Annotated in this window: 17 protein-coding genes, 1 pseudogene and 1 riboswitch; of the genes and pseudogenes, 6 read left to right on the top strand and 12 right to left on the bottom strand. The window is 70.5% G+C overall.

Annotated elements, in window-relative coordinates; all coding sequences use genetic code 11:
- Window positions 1–32 precede the first annotated feature (32 nt).
- Window positions 33–284: an SCO4848 family membrane protein gene (locus ACK1X7_RS29220; protein ID WP_043241427.1), complete on the bottom strand. Its 252-nt coding sequence runs from the start codon at window positions 282–284 to the stop codon at window positions 33–35.
- 10 nt (window positions 285–294) lie between these two features.
- On the opposite strand from ACK1X7_RS29220, the gene ACK1X7_RS29215 reads away from it, so the two are divergent.
- Complete coding sequence (locus ACK1X7_RS29215) at window positions 295–1,728, top strand: D-alanyl-D-alanine carboxypeptidase family protein (protein WP_398159530.1); 1,434 nt, start codon at window positions 295–297, stop codon at window positions 1,726–1,728.
- Window positions 1,729–1,768: 40 nt separating this feature from the next.
- Here the strand turns inward: ACK1X7_RS29215 and ACK1X7_RS29210 are convergent, their stop codons facing one another.
- Complete coding sequence (locus tag ACK1X7_RS29210) at window positions 1,769–2,827, bottom strand: YihY/virulence factor BrkB family protein (protein WP_385141932.1); 1,059 nt, start codon at window positions 2,825–2,827, stop codon at window positions 1,769–1,771.
- Window positions 2,828–2,996: 169 nt separating this feature from the next.
- Here ACK1X7_RS29210 and ACK1X7_RS29205 point away from each other — a divergent pair, with 169 nt between their 5' ends.
- Window positions 2,997–3,737 carry an SDR family NAD(P)-dependent oxidoreductase gene (locus ACK1X7_RS29205; protein WP_390793061.1) on the top strand — a complete coding sequence of 247 codons (741 nt, stop codon included), beginning with the start codon at window positions 2,997–2,999 and terminating at the stop codon, window positions 3,735–3,737.
- A 306-nt stretch (window positions 3,738–4,043) separates the two neighbouring features.
- Here ACK1X7_RS29205 and ACK1X7_RS29200 read toward each other — a convergent pair whose 3' ends face one another.
- Complete coding sequence (locus ACK1X7_RS29200) at window positions 4,044–4,640, bottom strand: 2'-5' RNA ligase family protein (RefSeq protein ID WP_385141926.1); 597 nt, start codon at window positions 4,638–4,640, stop codon at window positions 4,044–4,046.
- 236 nt (window positions 4,641–4,876) lie between these two features.
- The gene (gene trpS / locus ACK1X7_RS29195; RefSeq protein ID WP_216344209.1) at window positions 4,877–5,890 is read right to left on the bottom strand and encodes a tryptophan--tRNA ligase; all 1,014 of its coding nucleotides are present in this window, start codon (window positions 5,888–5,890) and stop codon (window positions 4,877–4,879) included.
- 46 nt (window positions 5,891–5,936) lie between these two features.
- On the opposite strand from trpS, the pseudogene ACK1X7_RS29190 reads away from it, so the two are divergent.
- Window positions 5,937–6,488: pseudogene (locus ACK1X7_RS29190) on the top strand (RNA polymerase sigma factor); the annotation flags it as partial.
- Window positions 6,489–6,871: 383 nt separating this feature from the next.
- On the opposite strand, the gene glyA reads toward ACK1X7_RS29190, so the two are convergent.
- Window positions 6,872–8,143 carry a serine hydroxymethyltransferase gene (gene glyA / locus ACK1X7_RS29185; RefSeq protein ID WP_390793062.1) on the bottom strand — a complete coding sequence of 424 codons (1,272 nt, stop codon included), beginning with the start codon at window positions 8,141–8,143 and terminating at the stop codon, window positions 6,872–6,874.
- Between the two features lie 39 nt (window positions 8,144–8,182).
- Window positions 8,183–8,280: riboswitch (ZMP/ZTP riboswitch) on the bottom strand.
- Window positions 8,281–8,312: 32 nt separating this feature from the next.
- On the opposite strand from glyA, the gene rocD reads away from it, so the two are divergent.
- A complete protein-coding gene (gene rocD, locus ACK1X7_RS29180) occupies window positions 8,313–9,533 on the top strand; it encodes an ornithine--oxo-acid transaminase (protein ID WP_413115839.1) in 1,221 nt (406 codons plus the stop codon).
- Between the two features lie 68 nt (window positions 9,534–9,601).
- On the opposite strand, the gene ACK1X7_RS29175 is transcribed toward rocD, so the two are convergent.
- The 3 genes from ACK1X7_RS29175 to ACK1X7_RS29165 form a co-directional block, all read right to left on the bottom strand.
- On the bottom strand, window positions 9,602–10,789 hold the full coding sequence (locus tag ACK1X7_RS29175; RefSeq protein ID WP_390793063.1) for a glutathionylspermidine synthase family protein: 1,188 nt from the start codon (window positions 10,787–10,789) through the stop codon (window positions 9,602–9,604).
- Between the two features lie 15 nt (window positions 10,790–10,804).
- Window positions 10,805–11,155, bottom strand: a complete 351-nt coding sequence (locus tag ACK1X7_RS29170; protein WP_361510033.1) for a hypothetical protein — start codon at window positions 11,153–11,155, stop codon at window positions 10,805–10,807.
- Between the two features lie 139 nt (window positions 11,156–11,294).
- Complete coding sequence (locus tag ACK1X7_RS29165; RefSeq protein ID WP_413115838.1) at window positions 11,295–12,815, bottom strand: PLP-dependent aminotransferase family protein; 1,521 nt, start codon at window positions 12,813–12,815, stop codon at window positions 11,295–11,297.
- A 46-nt stretch (window positions 12,816–12,861) separates the two neighbouring features.
- On the opposite strand from ACK1X7_RS29165, the gene ACK1X7_RS29160 reads away from it, so the two are divergent.
- Window positions 12,862–13,341, top strand: coding sequence for a carboxymuconolactone decarboxylase family protein (locus ACK1X7_RS29160; protein WP_413115837.1), 480 nt, complete (start codon window positions 12,862–12,864; stop codon window positions 13,339–13,341).
- Between the two features lie 151 nt (window positions 13,342–13,492).
- Entirely contained in the window at window positions 13,493–14,065 is a 573-nt protein-coding gene (locus ACK1X7_RS29155) for a Uma2 family endonuclease (RefSeq protein WP_385141913.1), read from the top strand.
- Window positions 14,066–14,101: 36 nt separating this feature from the next.
- Here the strand turns inward: ACK1X7_RS29155 and ACK1X7_RS29150 are convergent, their stop codons facing one another.
- The 4 genes from ACK1X7_RS29150 to ACK1X7_RS29135 are packed head-to-tail and all read right to left on the bottom strand — an operon-like array spanning window position 14,102 to window position 19,835.
- A complete protein-coding gene (locus ACK1X7_RS29150; protein ID WP_390793066.1) occupies window positions 14,102–15,079 on the bottom strand; it encodes an ABC transporter substrate-binding protein in 978 nt (325 codons plus the stop codon).
- Between the two features lies 1 nt (window position 15,080).
- Window positions 15,081–17,102 (bottom strand): ABC transporter permease, encoded by a 2,022-nt coding sequence (locus ACK1X7_RS29145; protein ID WP_413115836.1) that lies wholly within the window; start codon window positions 17,100–17,102, stop codon window positions 15,081–15,083.
- A gap of 46 nt (window positions 17,103–17,148) precedes the next feature.
- Window positions 17,149–18,249, bottom strand: a complete 1,101-nt coding sequence (locus tag ACK1X7_RS29140; RefSeq protein WP_385141904.1) for a quaternary amine ABC transporter ATP-binding protein — start codon at window positions 18,247–18,249, stop codon at window positions 17,149–17,151.
- On the bottom strand, window positions 18,249–19,835 hold the full coding sequence (locus ACK1X7_RS29135) for a GMC family oxidoreductase (protein ID WP_385141901.1): 1,587 nt from the start codon (window positions 19,833–19,835) through the stop codon (window positions 18,249–18,251). Before ACK1X7_RS29135 ends, ACK1X7_RS29140 begins: the two co-directional genes overlap by 1 nt.
- Window positions 19,836–19,970: the final 135 nt, after the last annotated feature.

The following is a 19,970-nucleotide window of genomic DNA, read 5'->3' as shown; positions in this document are numbered from 1 at the left end:
CTAGCGACTACCCGGTGGCTTGTGCGGAACCGCTACTCGGAGGCGTCGTTTCGACGCAGAGCGCGCACCCCACGCAACCCGATCACCCCGATCGCCGTCCCCAAGAGAAACGAGGTGATCGCGAGCAGCAGATGCACCCAGAAGTACGTGGTGGGGTCGCCGGAGTCGTCGAAGGCGAGTCCGCTGGCGTCCTTCCACAAATTTTTGACAAAGGTGAACCAGATGACCCAGCTCCAGACCCCGAAGGCGAGCAGGAACCAGGACACGGGGCGGCTGAGCTTCATGGGTTCCAGTATGGGCACGGCCCCGGATACCTCCACGCGGGGGTCTGTCGTCAATACGTCGGCGCTGCTTTCGCTCTCCTCAGCGACGCCAGGTACGTTCACCTCCGTGCCCACACCTTCCTTCACCAGCACTCACGTCCGAGACCGCACCCGTAAGAGCACCGGCGAGAGCACCCCCACGAGCAATCGCGCGGGCAGTCGCCGTACCCCCGCCCGCCGCGCCGCCGCACCGCTGGCGGCCACCGCCGCCGCCCTCCTGCTGTGCGGGCCGCTGGCCGCCGCCCCGGCGCACGCCGCCGATCAGCCGGGCGGCTCCGCCGAGGCGGTCAAGCCGCCCGCCCATATGTCCACGGTGGGCGGGAAGCGGCTCGGCCGCCCCGGCACCCAGGTGGACCCCAAGGCGGGCGCGCCCGCGCTGCCCAAGGAGCTCAGCGGAAAGTCCTGGCTGGTGGCCGACGCCGAGTCCGGTGATGTGCTCGCCTCGCACAACGCCCACTGGCAGCTTCCGCCCGCGTCCACGCTGAAGATGCTGTTCGCGGACACGCTGCTGCCGAAGATGCCGAAGACGAAGACCCATAAGGTGCGGCTTTCCGATCTGGAGGGGATGGGCGAGGGCAGCAGCCTGGTCGGGGTCAAGGAGAACTACACCTACTCGGTCCACGACCTGTGGCTCGGCGTCTTCCTGCGCTCGGGCAACGACGCGGTGCATGTGCTGTCGGCCATGAACGGCGGCGTCCCGGCGACCGTGAGCGAGATGCAGGCGCACGCGAAGCATCTGAACGCCCGGGACACCCATGTGGTCACACCCGACGGCTACGACGAGAAGGGCCAGGTCAGCAGCGCGTACGACCTGACCCTCTTCGCCCGCTCGGGGCTACAGAAGGCGGACTTCCGGGAGTACTGCTCGACGGCGACCGCGCAGTTCCCCGGCACGTTCGAAAAGGGCAAGAAGAAGCGCTCCAGCTTCGGCATCCAGAACACCAACCGGCTGCTGACCGGCTTCGGCGTCGAGCCGTACAAGGGCATCGCCGGGGTCAAGAACGGCAACACCACGAACGCGGGCGCCACCTTCACCGGAGTCGCCCAGCGCGGCAGCCGGGTGCTGCTGGTCACCGTCATGAATCCGCAGGAGCAGCAGGCGAACGAGGTCTACAAGGAGACCGCGAGGCTCTTCGACTGGGGCTTCAAGGCGGCGGGCTCGGTGAACCCGGTCGGCACCCTCGTCCGCCCCGGCGCGGCGGGCGCCAACCACCCCTCGGCCGGTGGCGAGGACGGCCATAAGCACGCCCAGGCGTCCGTCTCCACGGACAACGGAGGCTCCGGCGGGGCGTGGACCGCGGTGGGCATCGCGGGCGGCTCAGTGGCGCTGCTGGGCGCGGTGGCCTTCGGGGTGCACCGCCGCTGGCCGCTGCCGGAGCTGGTGCGGCGCCGCTCGCGCGACTGAGCGGGCCCTTACGGCCGAGCCGGCGCTCTTACGGTCGCCGTCACGCCGCCGCCTGCGGGCCTTCGGGCCTGCGGGCGCGGGGCTTTCCGACCTCCGGCCCGGACGGCCGGGCCCGGTCCGGCCCGGACGGCTGGGACTGGTCCGGCCCGGACGGCTCGGCCCGGTCCGGTCCGGACGGCTCGGCCTTGTCCGCCTCGGACGGCTGGGCCTTGTCCGCCTCCGCCGCCCATTCGGCCTCGCGCTCGGCCTGGGCGGCGGGCGGGGTGGCGGTCCAGGCGGCGCAGTACAGCGTGAGTTTCGCGGTGAAGTTCATCCACAGCAGCAGGGCGATGGGCACCCCGAACGCCCCGTACATGCTCTTGGCCGCCACATCCTTCAGATAGCTGCTGAGCAGCACCTTGAGCAGTTCGAAGCCGACCGCGCCGATGAGCGCGGCGATCACGACCGTACGGCGCGGCGGCTGCACGCCGGGGAGCCAGGTCAGGACGTAGCTCAGCAGCACGAGGTCGGCGCAGACGGCGATGGCGAACGCGGCGATCCGCAGCAGCCAGCCGCCGATCCCGTTCTCGGGGATGCCGATGAGCCGGACGATTTGGCCCACGGCGGTGGCGGCCAGGGCGGACACGGCGAACGAAAACAGCGCCACACCGCCCAGCCCGATCAGCACGAAGGCGTCCTTGACCTTGCGCACCAGCGGGTTGCCTGGGTCCTCCTCCAGCTCCCATACGGCGCGCAGGGACTCGCGCAGCGAGCCCACCCAGCTAATGCCGGTGAACAGCAGCAGGGCGCCCGCGACGACTCCGATGGTGGCGGCGTTCTGGACGAGTGCGCCCAAGTCGAGCTGGCCGGAGATGCCCGGGATCTGCTGAGCGATCTTCTTCTGCAACTGGGCCATCTGCGCCTGGCTGAGCGTCGCCGCGCCGATCGCCGCCCCGACGGCGATGAGCGGGAAGAAGGCGATAAAGCTGCTGAACGTGATCGCGGCGGCGAGCCGGGTCCAGTGGACACGGTCCAGCCGTTCGTAGGTACGCCAGGCGTGGGTGCGCATCAGCCAGGCCAGCATGGGGCCGACGACAGGCAGCCGGGTCAACGATTCCATGATCAGCAACTACCCTTCCGCACGGTGTCACTCCTCGGCGCGCCGGTGCGCGATACGGATATCCGGGTTCCCCGGACAGCCGCTCCGCTCATCACTCTTTTCGGTGAGGCCGTGAGTACGGGCGCACAATCACTCCGTATGCCCCGCATCGGGGGGATACGTTCATCCCATGAAGGACGTGGTCGGTTCCCCGCAGTCGGTGCTCGTCCTGGGCGGTACGTCCGAGATCGCCCTGGCGACCGTCCGCCGCCTGATCAGCCGTCGCGCCCGTACGGTCTGGCTGGCCGGCCGCCCCTCCCCCGCCCTGGAGTCGGCCGCCCGGCAGTTGCGGGACCTCGGTGCCGAGACCCTTACGGTGCCCTTCGACGCGCTCGCCCCCGAGGCCCACGAGGTGACCCTGGGCAAGGTCTTCGCCGAGGGCGACATCGACCTGGTGGTGCTGGCCTTCGGCGTCCTGGGCGTCCAGGCGCGGGACGAGACCGATCCCCCGGCGGCGGTCCGCGTCGCCCAGACCAACTACACCGGCGCCGTCTCCGCGGCCCTGATCTGCGCCAACGCCATGCGCCGCCAGGGCCACGGCTCGCTGGTGGTGCTCTCCTCGGCCGCCGCGGGACGGGTCCGCCGCACCGACTTCATCCACGCCTCCGCCAAGGCCGGGCTCGACGCGTTCGCTCAGGGGCTGGGGGACGCGCTGCGCCGCACGGGTGTCCATGTGATGGTCGTCCGCCCCGGCTTCGTCCGTACGAAGCTCACGGCCGGGCTGCGGCCCGCACCGCTGGCCACCACGCCCCAGGCGGTCGCCGAGGCCATCGAGGAGGGACTGCGCCGGCGCGCCGCGATCGTCTGGGCACCGGCCGCACTACGACTGACGACGGCGGCCCGCCGCCTACTGCCCCGGCGAGCCCCATAGGGGCGCGGGGCTGTGTCGATGTGCGGCTCCGCCGCGCGGGCGCGACCAACCACAACGAACCCGCAGACGACCAACGCACCGGAGCCCCGGTGGCGCGCCCCGCAGGGGCGCGGGGAACTGCGCGACCAGCCACAACAAACCCGCAGACGACCACCGCACCGAAACCCCAGCGGCGCGCCTAGCGGGGCGCCCCGTAGGGGCGCGAGGCTGTGTCGATGTGCGGCTCCGCCGCGCGGGCGCGACCAACCACAACGAACCCGCAGACGACCACCGCACCGGAATCGGAGACGGCGCCCCCTGGGGCGCCTAGCGGGGTGCCGCCGGACGCGAGAGATCAGCCTGACGAGGCACCACGGGCGAGGCACCGCCCGGCAGTTCGTCCGACCCGAAAGGGTATTCGCGGTCCAGCCGCCAGACCCCGTCCGCCCCCTGCTCGTACAGCGCGAAGCCGGTGATCGTCCAGGCGGCCTCGTACTCCTTGAGCTCGGCGAACGCCCGGTCCATCGCCTCCTCGTCGATGCCGTGGGCGATCGTGACATGCGGGTGGTACGGGAACTGGAGCTCCCGCGCGCACGGCCCGGACTCCACCCGGATCCGGTCCTGAAGCACCGCGCACTCCTCCGCGCCCTCGACGATCCTGACGAAGACGACCGGCGAGAGCGGCCGGAAGGTGCCGGTGCCCTCCAGCCGCATCGGGAACGGCCGCCCCTCGGCCGCGACCCGCGCCAGATGGTCCTCCACGGCGGGCAGCGCCGAGGTGTCGACCTCGGTCGGCGGCAGGAGGGTGACATGAGTGGGGATGCCATGGGCGGCCGGGTCCCCGAAGCCCGCGCGCCGCTCCTGGAGGAAGCTGCCGTACGGCTCCGGGACCGCGATCGAAACGCCGAGCGTTACGGTCCCCACTGCGTTCTCCCTCCTGGCCCTCCCGGGCTGCTGAGTTGTGGCCGCTGCACCCGTGTCAGTGTGGCGGCTGCGCCGCCCTCGCGGCTAGATTCCTCGGTTCTTCCCCATACCGATCCACAGGCCCCCTGGTCAGGGGGCCGGACCGGTGTGTTCCGCTGTCCGCGCTGGTCCATATCCATACGTGCGCGGGGCGCGCCGTGCTCACCGGGTGGTGCGAACGGCGCTCGACGTGCCGCTCAGCGCGCGGGGGGCAGGAAGCCCACCTTGTCGTAGGCGGCGGCCAGCGTCTCGGCGGCGACGGCTCGGGCCTTCTCGGCGCCCTTGGCCAGGATTCCGTCCAACGTCGCGGGGTCGGCGAGGTATTCCTGGGTCCGCTCGCGGAACGGCGTGACCCACTCGACCAGCACCTCGGAGAGCTCGGTCTTGAGCGCGCCGTAGCCCTTGCCCTCGTAGCGGCTCTCCAACTCCGGGATGGCGGTGCCGGTCAGGGTGGAGTAGATGGTCAGCAGATTGCTGACGCCCGGCTTCTTCTCCTCGTCGTAGCGGATCTCCGTCTCGAGGTCGGTCACCGCGCTCTTGATCTTCTTCGCGGAGACCTTGGGCTCGTCGAGGAGGCTGACGATGCCCTTGGGGGTGGACGCCGACTTGCTCATCTTGATCGTCGGTTCCTGGAGGTCGTAGATCTTCCCCGTCTCCTTGACGATGTACGCCTCGGGAACGGTGAAGGTCTCGCCGAAGCGACCGTTGAAGCGGTCGGCCAGATCCCGGGTGAGCTCGATGTGCTGGCGCTGGTCCTCGCCGACCGGGACGTGGTTGGCCTGGTAGAGCAGGATGTCCGCGACCTGGAGGATCGGGTAGGTGAAGAGGCCGACGGTGGCCCGGTCGGCGCCGTGCCGGGCCGACTTGTCCTTGAACTGCGTCATCCGGGACGCCTCGCCGAAGCCGGTGAGACAGTTCATCACCCAGCCGAGCTGGGCGTGCTCGGGCACATGGCTCTGGATGAAGAGCGTGCAGCGGTCCGGGTCCAGGCCGGAGGCGAGAAGCTGGGCGGCGGCGAGCCGGCTGTTGGCGCGCAGCTCCGCCGGATCCTGCGGCACGGTGATCGCGTGCAGGTCGACCACGGTGTAGAACGCGTCGTGGGTCTCCTGCAACGCGACGTACTGCCGGATCGCACCGAGGTAGTTGCCGAGGTGGAAGGAACCTGCGGTGGGCTGGATACCGGAGAGCGCACGGGGACGATCGAGGGCCATGGCACCCATTCTCTCAGGTGTGGAACCAGACTCCGTCCGCCGGTGTATGAAAGGTGTGAGGACTCGTGAAGCACAGATCATCGCGCGGGTGCTGGCCGGCGACACCGAGGCATATGCCGAGCTGGTGCGGGCCCATGCGCCGATAGCGCATCGCACCGCCCGGCTGCTCGGGGCGGGCGCGGATGCCGAGGATGTGGTGCAGGACGCCTTTGTGAAGGCGTATCTCGCGCTGGGGCGGTTCGAGGGCGAGGCGGCGTTCCGGCCGTGGCTGCTGCGGATCGTCGCCCATGAGACGAGTAACGCGGTGCGTTCGGCGCGCCGGAGGCGGACGGCGGCGGACCGGGAGGGAGCGCTGCTGGCCGGGGCCGAGCCGGTGATACCGGAGTCCGCCGATCCGGCGGCCGTGGCGCTGGCGGGCGAGCGGCGGGAGCGGCTGCTGGCCGCGCTGGAGGAGCTGAGCGAGCCGCAGCGGCGGGTGGTGATCTACCGCTATCTGCTGGATCTGGACGAGGGGGAGACCGCGGAGGCGCTGGGCTGGCCTCGCGGCACGGTGAAATCGCGGCTGAGCCGCGCTCTGAGACGGCTGGAGCGGCTGCTGGGGCCGTCGGAGACCGCCGGTGAGACGCGGTGGACGGCCGATGAGACGCGGTGGACGGCTGAGGTGACTCGGCGGACGGCCGATGGGACCGAGTGGGGAGGCGAAGGAGATGGCCGAGGAAGGGCTGCCCGGAGAGCTGCGGGCGCTCGGGCGGGCGTTGGAGATACCGCCGTCCGGCGCACCGTCGCGGCACGGCGTGTCGCCGGCGGGCGGCGTGCCGCCGGCGGGAGACATGCCCTCGGAGGGCGGGGAGACGCTGGTCGAGCGGGTGCTCGCCCGGATCGTGGGCCTGCCGGTGCCGGTGGCCGACGACCGGATCCGGGAGGAGCAGTGGTGGGGGCCGCTGCCCGGCCTGGAGGCCGGGCAGGGGCCCGCGGGCGGCGTCAGCCGGTCGGCAGACCGGGAGCCGGGTAGCCCGCCATCAGCTCGGACACCTCGGCCTTGATCTTGGTGAGGGCGCCCTGGTCACCGCTCTTGGCGGCGGTCACCCCGCGGTCGATCCAGTCGGCCACGGCGGGCATGTGCTCGGTGGACAGACCGCGCGAGGTGAGGGAGGGGGTGCCGATCCGGATGCCGGAGGGGTCGAAGGGCTTGCGCGGGTCGTAGGGGACGGTGTTGTAGTTCACCACGATCCCGGCCTGGTCCAGGGCCTTGGCCGCGACCTTGCCCGGCACCTCCTTGGGCGTCAGGTCCATCAGGATCAGATGGTTGTCGGTGCCGCCGGAGACCAGATCGAAGCCGCGGGCGAGCAGTTCCTCGGCGAGCGCCTTGGCGTTGGCGACCACGGCATGGGCGTAGTCACGGAAGGCGGGCTGGGCGGCCTCGTGCAGGGCCACCGCGATGGCGGCGGTGGTCTGGTTGTGCGGACCGCCCTGAAGCCCGGGGAAGACGGCCTTGTCGATGGCCTTGGCATGGGTCTCGCGCGCCATCAGCATGGCACCGCGCGGGCCCCGGAGCGTCTTATGAGTGGTGGTGGAGATGACATCGGCATACGGAACGGGCGAGGGGTGGGCGCCGCCCGCGATCAGACCGGCGATATGCGCGATATCGGCGACGAGCACCGCGTCCACCTCGCGGGCGATCTCCGCGAAGGCGGCGAAGTCGATCGTGCGGGGCACCGCCGTGCCACCGCAGAAGATCAGCTTGGGCCGCTCCTCGAGGGCCAGCTCGCGCACCTGGTCGAAGTCGATCGCCCCGGTGTCCTGGCGCACCCCGTACCGGACGCCGCGGAACCAGGTGCCGGTGGCGGAGACACCCCAGCCGTGGGTGAGATGACCGCCCATGGGCAGTGACATGCCCATCACGGTGTCACCGGGCCGGGCGAAGGCCAGATAGACCGCGAGGTTGGCGGGCGAGCCGGAGTAGGGCTGCACATTGGCGTGCTCGGTGCCGAAGACGGCCTTGGCCCGGTTGATCGCCAGGGTCTCCACCTGGTCGATGATCTGCTGGCCCTCGTAGTAGCGGCGGCCGGCGTAGCCCTCGCTGTACTTGTTCTGAAGCACCGTCCCGGAGGCTTCCAGGACGGCGGCGGACACATAGTTCTCGCTCGGGATCAGGCGCAGGGTCTCGGACTGGAGCAGTTCCTCGGAGCCGACGAGAGAGGCGAGTTCGGGGTCGGCGGCGAGAAGGGCGGGATGGGAAAGGGGCAGGCTCATCGAGTCCTCCGGGGCGATCGGTGACGGTCCGGTCGTGTCCCGGGGTGCCCAGGCGGGCGGCACCTCGTGGCGCTGAGGCCGCGCATCGCTTCCTCGTGGTCGGTTCCACGCTCGGCTCGCCAGTCACGATACGCACCCCCACTCTAGCTAGTGAGACAAGGAGGACAAGATGGGATCGGGACGCTCCGCGGAGCGGGCCATCGCCGCCGCCGAGGCCCATGGCGCGCACAACTACCATCCGCTGCCGGTCGTCGTCGCGTCCGCCGAAGGCGCCTGGATGACCGATGTCGAGGGCCGCCGGTATCTCGATCTGCTCGCCGGATACTCGGCGCTCAACTTCGGGCATCGCAACCGCCGGCTGATCGAGGCCGCCAAGGCGCAGTTGGACCGGGTCACCCTCACCTCCCGCGCGTTCCACCACGACCGCTTCGGCGCCTTCTGCTCCGAGCTGGCCGAGCTGTGCGGCATGGAGATGGTGCTGCCCATGAACACGGGGGCGGAGGCGATGGAGACGGCCATCAAGACCGCCCGTAAATGGGGCTACCGGATCAAGGGCGTACCGGACGGCCGGGCCAGGATCATCGCCGCCAGGGACAACTTCCACGGCCGGACGACCACCCTCATAAGCTGCTCCACCGATCCGGAGGCCCGTGCCGACCACGGCCCCTTCACCCCCGGGTTCTCGATCGTGCCGTACGGGGATCTGGCGGCGATGGAGGCGGCGCTGGACACCGCGCCCGAGGAGACGGTGGCCGTGCTGCTGGAGCCGATCCAGGGCGAGGCCGGGGTGGTGGTGCCGCCGCCCGGTTATCTGGCCGGGGTCCGGGAGCTGACCCGGGAGCGGGATGTGCTGTTCATCGCCGATGAGATCCAGTCGGGCCTCGGGCGCACCGGCACCACCTTCGCCTGTGAGCACGAGGGAGTGGTCCCCGATGTCTATGTGCTGGGCAAGGCGCTGGGCGGCGGGGTCGTGCCGGTGTCGGCGGTGGTGTCCTCCGGCGAGGTGCTCGGGGTGCACCGCCCCGGGGAGCACGGCTCCACCTTCGGCGGCAGCCCGCTCGCCTGCGCGATCGCTTTGGAGGTCATCGCCATGGTGCGGACCGGGGAGTTCCAGCGGCGCTCGGCCACTCTGGGCGAGCTGCTCCACCGGGAGCTTGCGCTGCTCGTGGGAAGGGGAGTCGAGCAGGTGCGCGGCCGGGGGCTGTGGGCAGGGGTGGACATCCATCCGTCGCGGGGCACCGGGCGGCAGATCTCCGAGCGGCTCATGGACCGCCGAGTGCTGGTCAAGGACACCCATGGCGCCGCCATCCGGATCGCCCCGCCCCTGGTGATCAGCGAGGAGGATCTGGAGTGGGCGCTGGACCAGCTCAGGACGGTGCTGGCCGGATGACCACCCGGTACGGCTCGGTGGCGCTGCCCTGCTCAAAGGCCCCGCGCGGGTCAGCGGATCACCGTGGTTCAGAGGATCACATGGGGGATGAAGCGCGCGTACTCATCCGTCACCAGCCCCGCCGACTCGCGGATGCCGAGCCCCGCCGCCTCGCCCTCGACGACCCAGGTGCCGAGCACCACCCGGTTGCCGTCGAAGTCGGGCAGCGGCGCCAGTTCCTGGTAGCAGCACGGCTCATCGCGGAGGACGGGCTCCTCGCCCGGCGGGTGCACCGTGACCCCGGCCCCCTCGCGGCCGAGCAGCGGCTTGGCCACATAGCCGTTGGCGCGGGCCAGTTCCCGGGGGCCGTCGAGGTAGGCGGGCAGCAGATTGGGATGGTCCGGGAAGAGCTCCCACAACACGGCCAGCAGCGCCTTGTTGGACAGCAGCATCTTCCAGGCCGGTTCGATCCACAGCGTGGATCCGGTGCCGCCGCCGTTGTCGAGGGTGTCCAGCACCTGCGGGCCGAACCGGTCGGTGGCCAGCCACTCCCAGGGATAGAGCTTGAAGCAGCTCCGGATGAAGCGGAACCGCTTGTCGACGAAGCGGCCCGACAGCCGTTCCCAGCCGATGTCCTCCATGGAGATCGCCTCGGTGCTGAGCCCGGCCTGGTCGGCCGTCTCACGGAGGTAGGCCACCGTCATCAGGTCCTCGCCCAGCTCGTCCCCGGCCGAATGGGCGAAGTACAGGGGCGTCCCCGGCGGCAGCAGCCCGGCCTGGGTGCGCCAGGCGTCGACCAGCCGTTCATGGAGGGAGTTCCACTGGTCGGCGCCCGGGAAGCGGTCCTCCATCCAGAACCACTGGGCGCTCGCCGCCTCCACCAGCGAGGTGGGCGTGTCCGCGTTGTACTCCAGCAGCTTCGCCGGGCCCGATTCACCGTCGTAGCGCAGATCGAACCGGCCGTAGACACTGGGCTGTTCGGCCCGGCGGTGCCAGGACTCGGCGATCAGCCCGGCCAGCCGTGGATCGTCGATTCCGAGGTCGGCGAAGCGGCCGGTCTCGACGATATGGGCGGCAGCGGCCAGCGACATCCGGTGCAGCTCCTCGACGACCTCCTCCAGCGCCTCGACCTCGGGCAGCGAGAAGGCGTAGTAGGCGCTCTCGTCCCAGTAGGGGCGCAGCGAGCCGTCCGGGTAGCGGGTCAGCGGATAGATGACCCCCTGCTCCTCCACCGTGGACTGCCAGTCGGGGCGGGGGGCTATGGTGTGGCGCTTCATCGTGGGACGGCCCGCTCAGCCGCCGCTGGAGCCCGAGCAGCCGAAGCCGCCCCGGTCGGCCGCCTTGCTCTTGTCGAAGGTGCCGTAGTCCGCCCAGCGGCCGCTGACCTCGGAGTCGTAGTACCACTCGCCGTCGGCGCCCTTCGTGCCCCGGCTCTTCTTGCCCTTGCCGCCCGTGGTGGACGAAGAACCCTTGCAGGCACTGGAGTCCACGACCCGGTATCCGTTCACCGCGTCATAGCTGTTCCGGTCCACACAGCGCTTGTCCGGTTCCGAACCACAGGAGGTGAGCGCCGCCGCCAGCGCGCCCATACCGCCCAGGATCACCGTGCTCGACCGCAGTCGCCGCGTCGTCTTCCGTTCCATCCCCGTATCCCCCGTTCCTCTCCCCCGAGAGCGTGGTCTCCCCGAGGCCGCAACCGTCCACCCTAGGGGGAGCTGCCGCGCCCATGGATGGCGGGGCTCGGCCGAGGAGTGTGGGTTCGGGCCGCTGAAACGCATGACTTCAGGGCAGCGCCCGGCACAGCGCCTCCAGGGCGCCCGTGAAGGCGTGATCGGGCGGGGTGCCATAGGCGAACACCAACGCGTCCGGCTGCCCGCCCGGCTCCTGTTGCCGCTCCTGTTGCCGCGGCGCCGGCGTCCGCTTCTGCCCCTGTTCGTCGCGGTAGCGGTAGCGGGACAGCCCGTCCAGCGCCAGGCCCTGCCAGGCCGCGCCCCGCACCACGGACTGCTCGGTGCCCGGCGGCAGTTGGAGCACCGCGTGCAGCCCGGCCGCGATGCCCGTGACCCGCACCCGCGGGGCGCGTTCGGCGAGCGCCGCCACCAACTGGTCGCGGCGGCGCCGGTAGCGCATCCGCATACCGCGCACATGGCGGTCGTACGCCCCGGAGTCGATGAACTCCGCGAGCGTGAGCTGGTCCAGCCTGCCCGACTCCCACTCCCCCGTCCTTTTGAGCGCCAGGAGGTCGTCCATCAGATGGTCCGGCACCACCATCCACGCCAGCCGCAGCGCGGGCGCCAGGCTCTTGCTCGCGGTGCCCAGATAGACCACATGCTCGGGGTCGAGCCCCTGGAGCGCCCCGACCGGCTGCCGGTCGTAGCGGAACTCCCCGTCGTAGTCGTCCTCCAGCACCAGTCCGCCCACCCGCGAGGCCCAGTCGACCACGGCGGCGCGCCGGTCGGGGTCCAGCGGAACGCCGATGGGAAACTGATGGGCCGGGGTGAGCAGGACGGTCCGCAGCGCGGCCGACCGGTCCAGTTCCGCCGTCCGCGCCCCCTGCTGATCGACCGGCAGCGGCACGGTGCGCAGCCCGGCTCCGCGCATCACGTTCCAGTGGACGTCGAGCCCGTAGGACTCCACGGCCATCTCACGGTGTCCGGCCTTCTCCCGCACCCTGCTGAGCAGGGCCAGTCCCTGGACGAACCCCGCACAGACCACGATCCGTTCGGGCGCGGCCCGCACTCCGCGGGCGCGCGCCAGATAGTCGGCCAGGACCCGCCGCAGCTCGGGCCGTCCGGCGGGGTGACCATAGCCGAAGGCGTCGTTCGGCGCGACGATCAGGGCGCGCCGGGCCGCGGAGAGCCAGGCGGTCCTGGGGAAGGCCGAGACATCGGGTTGGCCCGGTCGCAGATCGTAGGTGGGCCGGGTGGCGGCCACGGCGGCGGCCGGGGGTGTGCGCGGCGGGGCGGGCTCGGGCGGCACGACGCGCTCGGCGACCCGGGTGCCCGAGCCCTGCCGGGCGGTCAGCCACCCCTCGGCGACGAGTTCCCCATAGGCGTCGGCGACGGTGTTCCGGGCGATGCCGAGGTCGGTGGCGAGCGAGCGGGAGGAGGGCAGCCGGGTGCCCGGGGCGAGCCGCCCGGTGCGGACGGCGTCGCGCAGGGCGCGGATGAGCGCGACCCGCACCCCGGTCCCGCCGCCGGGCGGCAGATCCAGATGCAGATCCGTCCCCAGCCCGCCCGGTCCGCCCGGTCCGCCCGTGCGCTGTCCGGGTTCGCCTCTCCGAGTGGCCCATGAATCCGCCATGGAAATGGACCATACTCCTGGGCCGCCCGGCCTCTAGCGTGAAGGCATGACGACCGGAACTTCTCATGCACACGGCCCGCGGATGCAATTCGCCAAGACGGCCCCCGAGGTCTACAAGGCCATGATCAGCCTGGACGCGGCCGCCCGGAAGGGCCTGGACCCGGCGCTGGCCGAGCTGGTCAAGACGCGTGCCTCGCAGCTCAACCACTGCGCCTTCTGCATCGACATGCACACCAAGGACGCCCGCGCGGCGGGCGAGTCCGAGGAGCGCCTCTACCTCCTCAACGCCTGGGAGGAGGCCGGCGACCTCTACACCGAGAAGGAGCAGGCCGCCCTCGCCCTGACCGAGGCCGTCACCGTCCTGACCGACGGGTTCGTCCCCGACGAGGTCTACGAGCGGGCCGCCAAGCACTTCGAGGAGCGGGAGCTGGCCCAGCTCATCGCCCTGATCCTCACCATCAACGCCTGGAACCGGATCGGTGTGACCACCCGTATGACCCCCGGTGTCTACAAGCCGAACGTGTGACCATCTGCCCCTGTCGTCGTTATTGACGACGGGGGCCGTTCTCCGACGTCGGAGTCATCGCGTAACGCATGATGGTGACAGGCCCCCGCAAGGCAGTACGGCACGAAGGCAACACAGCCAGAAGGGGGACCCGCCAATGGGAGGTCTCGTGATGACGGCGCCACTGCCCGACCAAGAGTTCGTAAATCTGCTCGACATCCATGCCCGGCTGGAGCTGCCGGATGGAATGCGGGCAGAACTCATCGGGGGGGAGATCGTCATCTCACCGACGCCTGCGAATTTCCACAATTGGATCTATGGCCGACTCCAGCGTCGTCTCAACCGTGAGGTACCGGAAGACTGGATCATTACCAACACCGCCACGGTCTTCCTCCCCGCGACGGAAGAGAGATTCATCCCGGACCTGCTCATCTGCGGGTCGGAAGCGCTGAAGAGCAGGGAGGAGTGGCAGATCCAGGCGGATGACGTATTGCTCGTCGCCGAGATCACATCGCCCTCCACACGAGCGCGCGATCTCCAGGACAAGGTCAAGGGCTACGCCCACTCCAACGTGCCGATCTATCTGCTGATCGACCCGCACGACGACGAAGGCTCCACGACCGTGTACTCCGCACCGGACGGAAAGGGCCGCTACCGGGATGAGCACCGAGCGGCGTTCGGGGAGCCGGTGACGCTCCCCGAACCGCTCGGCCTCGAACTCGACACCGCGGGCTTCCTCAAGTAATCCGGTCGCCCAGGCTGCCCCGAGCGCGATCCGGGCTCAGGGCAGCCACTTCTTCCAGACGTCCGGATGCGCCTCGACCCACTTCTTCGCGGCGTCCTGGGCCGACATTCCCTTCGAGGCGATCAGCTCCGACACCTCGTTCTGGTCCTCCTTGGTCCAGTGGAACTTCTTCAGGAACGCCGACGCCTTGCCGCCCTGCTTCGCGAAGTCCGCGTTGAGGTACTTCTGAAGCGGTGTGGTCGGATAGGCGCAGTCGATGGACTCGGGGTCCTTGGTGCCCTCGTTCGCGCACTTGTCGGTGTACTTGGGCAGCTTGACCTCGACCATCGGCACCTGGTTGAACAGCCACTGCGGCTCGTACCAGTACGTCAGGAACGGCTTCTTGCCCTTGGCGAACTGCTTGATCTGGGTGATCTGCGCCGCCTCCGAACCCGAGAAGACGATCTGGTAGTTCAGCTTCAGATTCTTCACCAGCGCCTTGTCATTGGTGACATAGGACGGGGAACCGTCCAGCAACTGGCCCTTGCCGCCGCTCTCCGCGGTCTTGAAGGTCTTGGCGTACTTGTTGAGGTTCTTCCAGTTCAGCACGTCCGGATGTTTGTCGGCGAAGTACTTCGGCACCCACCAGCCGATATGGCCGGTGACGCCGAGCCCGCCGCCCGGCACGATCAGCTTCTTGTCCTTGACATAGCGCTGTTCCTGCTCCGGGTGGCCCCAGTCCTCCAGGATCGCGTCCACCCGGCCCTGGCTGAGCGCGTCCCACGCCGGAATCTCGTCCACCTGGACGGTGTCGACCCGGTAGCCCAGCTCATGCTCCAGCAGATACTGGGCGACCGCGACATTGGACTGGGCGCCGACCCACGACTGGACCGAGAGCGTGACGCTCTTCGCCCCGCCCACATTGGCGTACGGCGAGGACTGCTTGGTCATGTCCGCCGCGCCGCAGCCGGTCGCGGTGAACACGGCCGCGATCCCGGCGGCGGCCATCAGCAACTGCATGCGAGTGCGAGCCATCTCAAGCCCCCTTCCTGTCACGGCGTTCGGTCGGCTGGGTCACACGGTCGAGCATCAGCCCCAGGCAGACGATCGCCGCGCCCGCCACCAGACCGGTCGCCAGATCGCCCTGCGCCAGGCCGAACAGCACGTCGTAGCCGAGCGCGCCGGATCCGACCAGACCGCCGATGACGACCACGGCCAGCACCAGCACCACGCCCTGGTTGACGGCGAGCAGCAGCGCCGGGCGGGCCAGCGGAAGCTGGACCTGGCGCAGTTGCTGTCCCTGGGTGGCACCGAGCGAACGCGCCGACTCCAGCGCGGCCGGGTCGACGTTCCGGATCCCCTGAGTGGTGATGCGGATGACGGCGGGCAGCGCGTAGACGATGGCCGCGGCCGCCGCGGGGGCGCGGCCGACGCCGAACAGCGCGACCACGGGGATCAGATACACGAACTGCGGCATGGTCTGGAACATGTCGAGCACCGGTCGCATCATCCGCTCCAGCCGGGTGCTGCGCGCGGCCCAGATGCCGATCGCGAAACCGAGGACCAGCGTGACGAAGACGGCCGCCAGCACCTGGGAGAGGGTGTCCATGGACGGCTCCCACACGCCGAGCACACCGATCGCGGCCATGGCGGCGGTGGCGGTCAGCGCGGTGGCCCAGGTGCCGATCAGCCAGGCCAGCGCCGCGACGATCAGCAGCACCGCGTACCACGGGAGGCCCTGAAGCCCCTCGCGCAGCGGGTCGAGGATCCACTTGACGTAGTCCGCGGCCCAGTCGGCGGTGCCGCCGACGACCGGCACTCCGGTGTAGAGGTGGTCGACCATCCACTCCTTGAACTGGTTGACGGGCTCCTCGATGGCGACGGTCCAGCCGGTCGGCCAGGTCTGGGAGCCGGTCAGCCGTCCGACGACGGTGATGACAGCGGTGACCGCCGCGGCTCCCGCCCATGCGGGCCAGCCGCGCAGCAGCCGATGCCCGCCCTCGGCCGGCGGCTCGCCGAGCCGCTCGCCGGCCGTTCCGATAGTGCGGTCCATCACGATGGCGAGGAGCACGATCGGGAGGCCGGCGGCGAGCGCCTTGCCGACGTCGACGCTGGACAGCGCCTGGTAGACGCGGTCACCGAGACCGCCGCCGCCGATCACGGAGGCGATGACGGCCATGGACAGCGCCATCATGATCGTCTGGTTGATGCCCAGCAGCAGTTCCTTGCGGGCCAGCGGCAGCCGGGCGGACAGCAGCCGCTGCCGCCAGGTCGCGCCGAGCGAGGTCACCGCTTCCAGCACCCCGGCGTCCGCGCCGCGCAGGCCGAGCGCGGTGAGCCGGGCCATGGGCGGAGCCGCGTAGATCACGGTGGCCAGCACCGCGCCGGGCACACCATTGCCGAAGATCATCACGACGGGGAGCAGATACGCGAACGCGGGCAGCACCTGCATGGTGTCGAGCACCGGCCGCAGCACCCGGAACGCCCATTCCGAGAGGCCGCCGGCCAGGCCGAGCAGTCCGCCGATGACGACGGAGGCGGTGACGGCGATGGCCATCAGCGCGAGCGTCTGCATCGTGGGCACCCACATGCCCAGCAGTCCGCAGATGGCGAAGGACACCAGGGTCGTGACCGCGATCCGCACCCCGGCGACCCGCCAGGCGATCAGGGTCAGCCCGGCGGTGACACCGGCCCAGCCGAGGGCGAGCAGGGCCACATAGACGGCGCGGACACCGATGATGATGACGTTGCTGATGTGGCCGAAGAAGTAGAGAAAGATCCAGTGACTGTCGCGGTTGTCGAGGATCCAGTCGCTGGCATCGCCGAGCGGTCCGGACACATCGACGGTCAGCGCATGCGGCCAACTGCCGCTCGCCCACTTGGCGTGCGCGAGCGGTATGAGCACGGCGGCGATCACCACGAGCACCGCCAGCTTGCGCGCGGCGGGACTGCGGACGGCGGAGCTCAGCAGGGACGGGCGCGGTTCGGCCGCCGCCGTCCCGGTGGCGGCCGGGTCGGTGGCGGGGTCGGTGGAGGGGCGGGTGGCCGTGGCACTCATACGCGCCGCCCGGTGCCGCCCGGCGGAGAGAGGGGCGAGGCGGTGGTCATGCCGCGGCCACCCCCTTGCCGTCCAGGCCCGCGACGACGCTGAGCAGACAGGCGTGGTCGACGACGCCCAGGCAGCGGCCGTCGTCCACCACGCGCGCGGGGCCGCCGGTGCGGGCCACGGCCTCGATCGCGTCGGCGACCGTGGTGCCCGGGGCCAGCGCGGGCCCGCCGTCCTGCTCGTCCGACGTCGCGGGGCGCATGGCGCGGCGCACGGTCAGCACCTGCTCCCGCGGAACGTCGCGGACGAAGTCCCGTACATAGTCGTCCGCCGGGGAGCCGACGATCTCCTCCGGGGTGCCGAGCTGCACGATCCCGCCGTCGCGCATCAGCATGATGCGGTCGCCGAGCCGCAGCGCCTCGCTGAGGTCATGGGTGATGAAGACCATCGTCCGGCCCTCGTCATGGTGCAGGCGGATGACCTCCTCCTGCATATCGCGGCGGATCAGCGGGTCGAGCGCGCTGAACGGCTCGTCGAAGAGCAGCACCTCGGGGTCGACGGCGAGCGCCCGGGCCAGGCCCACCCGCTGCTGCTGACCGCCGGAGAGCTGTCCGGGGCGGCGGCGCTCAAGACCGGTGAGACCGACCTTCTCCACCACCTCGGCGGCCTTGGCGCGGCGCTCGGCCTTGCCCACGCCCTGGATCTCCAGGCCATAGGCGACGTTGTCGATGACGGAGCGGTGCGGCAGCAGTCCGAAGTGCTGGAAGACCATGGCGGCGCGGTGCCGGCGCAGATCGCGCAGCCGCGTCTTGTCCATGGCCAGGACGTCCTCGCCGTCGATCTTCAGAGTCCCGGAGGTGGGCTCGATCAGCCGGGTGAGGCAGCGGACGAGGGTGGACTTGCCGGAGCCGGACAGCCCCATGACCACGAAGACCTCGCCCGGCTGGACGTCGAAGGAGACCTCGCGGACGGCGGCGGTGCAGCCGGTGCGGGCACGCAGCTCCGCGGCGGACAGCTCCGCCTCGGCGGAACCGGGGATGCGCTCGGCCTTGGGGCCGAAGACCTTCCACAGATCGCGGACCGAGAACACCGGGGCGCGCTCGCCGCTCTCGGGGATCTTGGGGGTGTCGGGCGTCTCGGGGACCAGGGTCGTGGCCATCACGCCTCACCTCCCGGCGCGAGTGTGGCAGCCCGGTCATCGGGCCTGTGCCGCTCCCGATCGCGATCCTCGAACAGCAGCTCAGCGCACTTCTCGCCCACCATCAGGACTCCGATCATCGGGTTCACGGCCGGCATCGTCGGGAAGACGGACGCGTCGGCGATACGGACGCCGTTCAGACCCCGGATCCGCAGATCCGGGCCGACCACGGCGAGTTGGTCCGACGGGGCACCCATACGACAGGTGCCCGCCGGGTGGTACACGGTGTGCGCGACCTTGCGGGCGTACTCGCTGATCTCCTCGTCCGAGGTGATCTCCGGGCCCGGGCACACCTCGCGCTTGAGCCAGCTCGCCAGCGGTTCCGTCTTGGCGATCTCACGCGCGACCCGGATGCCGTCGACCAGCGTGCGGCCGTCGTAGTCGTCCTCGTCCGTGAAGTACCGGAAGTCGAGGGCGGGCTTGACGGACGGATCGGCGCTGGTGAGGTAGAGCCGGCCGCGGCTGCGCGGCTTGGGGATGTTGGGCGTCATCGACACGCCGTGCTCGGGCTTCTCGTAGCCCAGCCGCTCCGGATTGTCGGTGAACGGGATCTGGTAGAAGTGGAACATCAGGTCCGGGCCCCGGGATTCGGGGTCCCGCCGGATGAACAGGCCCGCGTCGGAGTCCATCGCGGAGTTGTCCGGGATCGGGCCGTCCGTCTCCCACACGATGACCGACTCGGGGTGGTCGAGCAGATTCTCGCCGACGCCCGGCAGATCGTGGACGACGGGAATGCCCAGCGCCTCCAGATCCGGCTTGGGCCCGATACCGGAGTGCATCAGCAGCCGCGGGGTGTCCACCGCGCCCGCGCAGACCAGGACCTCGGTCTCGGCCCGGACGACGATCTCCTCGCCGTCCTTGGTGCGCACATGGACGCCGGTGACCCGGCCGGTGTCGTCCAGCTCCAGCTTGTACGCCCAGGTCTCCAGCATCAGATGGAGGTTGGGCCGGTCCAGGAACGGGTGCAGATAGGCGACCGACGCCGAGGAGCGCTTGTTGTTCTCCGGGTGGTACGCGAGGTCGAAGAAGCCGACGCCCTCATGGAACGGCTGCTTGTTGAACCCCTCGACCCGCGGCACCCCGGCGGCGGACTGGGCGGCCTCGACGAAGTCCCGCGCGATCGCGTTCCGGTCCTTCTCGTCCACCGGGACGATGTTGTTGCGCAGCCGCTGGAAGTACGGGTCCATGGACTCCGCGTCCCAGCCCTCGGCGCCGGCCTCGGCCCACTCGTCCCAGTCACCCGGCAGCGGCTTGAAGGAGATCAGGGTGTTGTGCGAGGAGCACCCCCCGAGCACCCGCGCCCGGCTGTGCCGGATATGCGAATTTCCGCGTGGCTGCTCGGTGGTGGGGTAGTCGTAGTCCAAGTCCCCGCCGAGCAGCCCCAGCCAGCGGCGCAGCGTGAGCACATCGGGGCGGTCGACATCGGACGGTCCGCCCTCGATGACGGCGACACGGATGCCCGGGTCCTCGGTGAGCCGGGAAGCGATCACCGATCCTGCGGTGCCGCCGCCGATGACGACATAGTCGTATACGACAGGTACGGACATGTGGGGTTACTCCTCGCGGTCTTACCCAAACGGCTCGCGCCGGTGCGGGACGGGGGCTGCCGCCCCTGGGGGTGGGGGTGTTGCTGGGTGCCTCGGTGTCCACGGGCTGATCCCCGCCGGTCGCCGTGCTGGGGT

Source organism: Streptomyces sp. CY-1 (genome assembly GCF_047218265.1).
In the GTDB taxonomy this organism is placed as follows: domain Bacteria; phylum Actinomycetota; class Actinomycetes; order Streptomycetales; family Streptomycetaceae; genus Streptomyces; species Streptomyces niphimycinicus.
The sequence above is the reverse complement of the archived record's forward strand: the minus strand, read 5'-3'. Positions and strand labels throughout refer to the sequence as shown.

What these genes read in the sequence shown, in the direction of transcription:
- ACK1X7_RS29135 (WP_385141901.1), bottom strand. Translation starts at nt 19,835, where the DNA reads ATGTCCGTACCTGTCGTATACGACTATGTCGTCATCGGCGGCGGCACC.
- ACK1X7_RS29205 (WP_390793061.1), top strand. Translation starts at nt 2,997, where the DNA reads ATGAAGGACGTGGTCGGTTCCCCGCAGTCGGTGCTCGTCCTGGGCGGT.
- ACK1X7_RS29220 (WP_043241427.1), bottom strand. Translation starts at nt 284, where the DNA reads ATGAAGCTCAGCCGCCCCGTGTCCTGGTTCCTGCTCGCCTTCGGGGTC.
- ACK1X7_RS29145 (WP_413115836.1), bottom strand. Translation starts at nt 17,102, where the DNA reads ATGAGTGCCACGGCCACCCGCCCCTCCACCGACCCCGCCACCGACCCG.
- ACK1X7_RS29155 (WP_385141913.1), top strand. Translation starts at nt 13,493, where the DNA reads ATGACGGCGCCACTGCCCGACCAAGAGTTCGTAAATCTGCTCGACATC.
- ACK1X7_RS29215 (WP_398159530.1), top strand. Translation starts at nt 295, where the DNA reads ATGGGCACGGCCCCGGATACCTCCACGCGGGGGTCTGTCGTCAATACG.
- trpS (WP_216344209.1), bottom strand. Translation starts at nt 5,890, where the DNA reads ATGGCCCTCGATCGTCCCCGTGCGCTCTCCGGTATCCAGCCCACCGCA.
- rocD (WP_413115839.1), top strand. Translation starts at nt 8,313, where the DNA reads ATGGGATCGGGACGCTCCGCGGAGCGGGCCATCGCCGCCGCCGAGGCC.
- ACK1X7_RS29210 (WP_385141932.1), bottom strand. Translation starts at nt 2,827, where the DNA reads ATGGAATCGTTGACCCGGCTGCCTGTCGTCGGCCCCATGCTGGCCTGG.
- ACK1X7_RS29175 (WP_390793063.1), bottom strand. Translation starts at nt 10,789, where the DNA reads ATGAAGCGCCACACCATAGCCCCCCGCCCCGACTGGCAGTCCACGGTG.
- ACK1X7_RS29160 (WP_413115837.1), top strand. Translation starts at nt 12,862, where the DNA reads ATGACGACCGGAACTTCTCATGCACACGGCCCGCGGATGCAATTCGCC.
- ACK1X7_RS29150 (WP_390793066.1), bottom strand. Translation starts at nt 15,079, where the DNA reads ATGGCTCGCACTCGCATGCAGTTGCTGATGGCCGCCGCCGGGATCGCG.
- ACK1X7_RS29165 (WP_413115838.1), bottom strand. Translation starts at nt 12,815, where the DNA reads ATGGCGGATTCATGGGCCACTCGGAGAGGCGAACCCGGACAGCGCACG.
- ACK1X7_RS29140 (WP_385141904.1), bottom strand. Translation starts at nt 18,249, where the DNA reads ATGGCCACGACCCTGGTCCCCGAGACGCCCGACACCCCCAAGATCCCC.
- ACK1X7_RS29170 (WP_361510033.1), bottom strand. Translation starts at nt 11,155, where the DNA reads ATGGAACGGAAGACGACGCGGCGACTGCGGTCGAGCACGGTGATCCTG.
- glyA (WP_390793062.1), bottom strand. Translation starts at nt 8,143, where the DNA reads ATGAGCCTGCCCCTTTCCCATCCCGCCCTTCTCGCCGCCGACCCCGAA.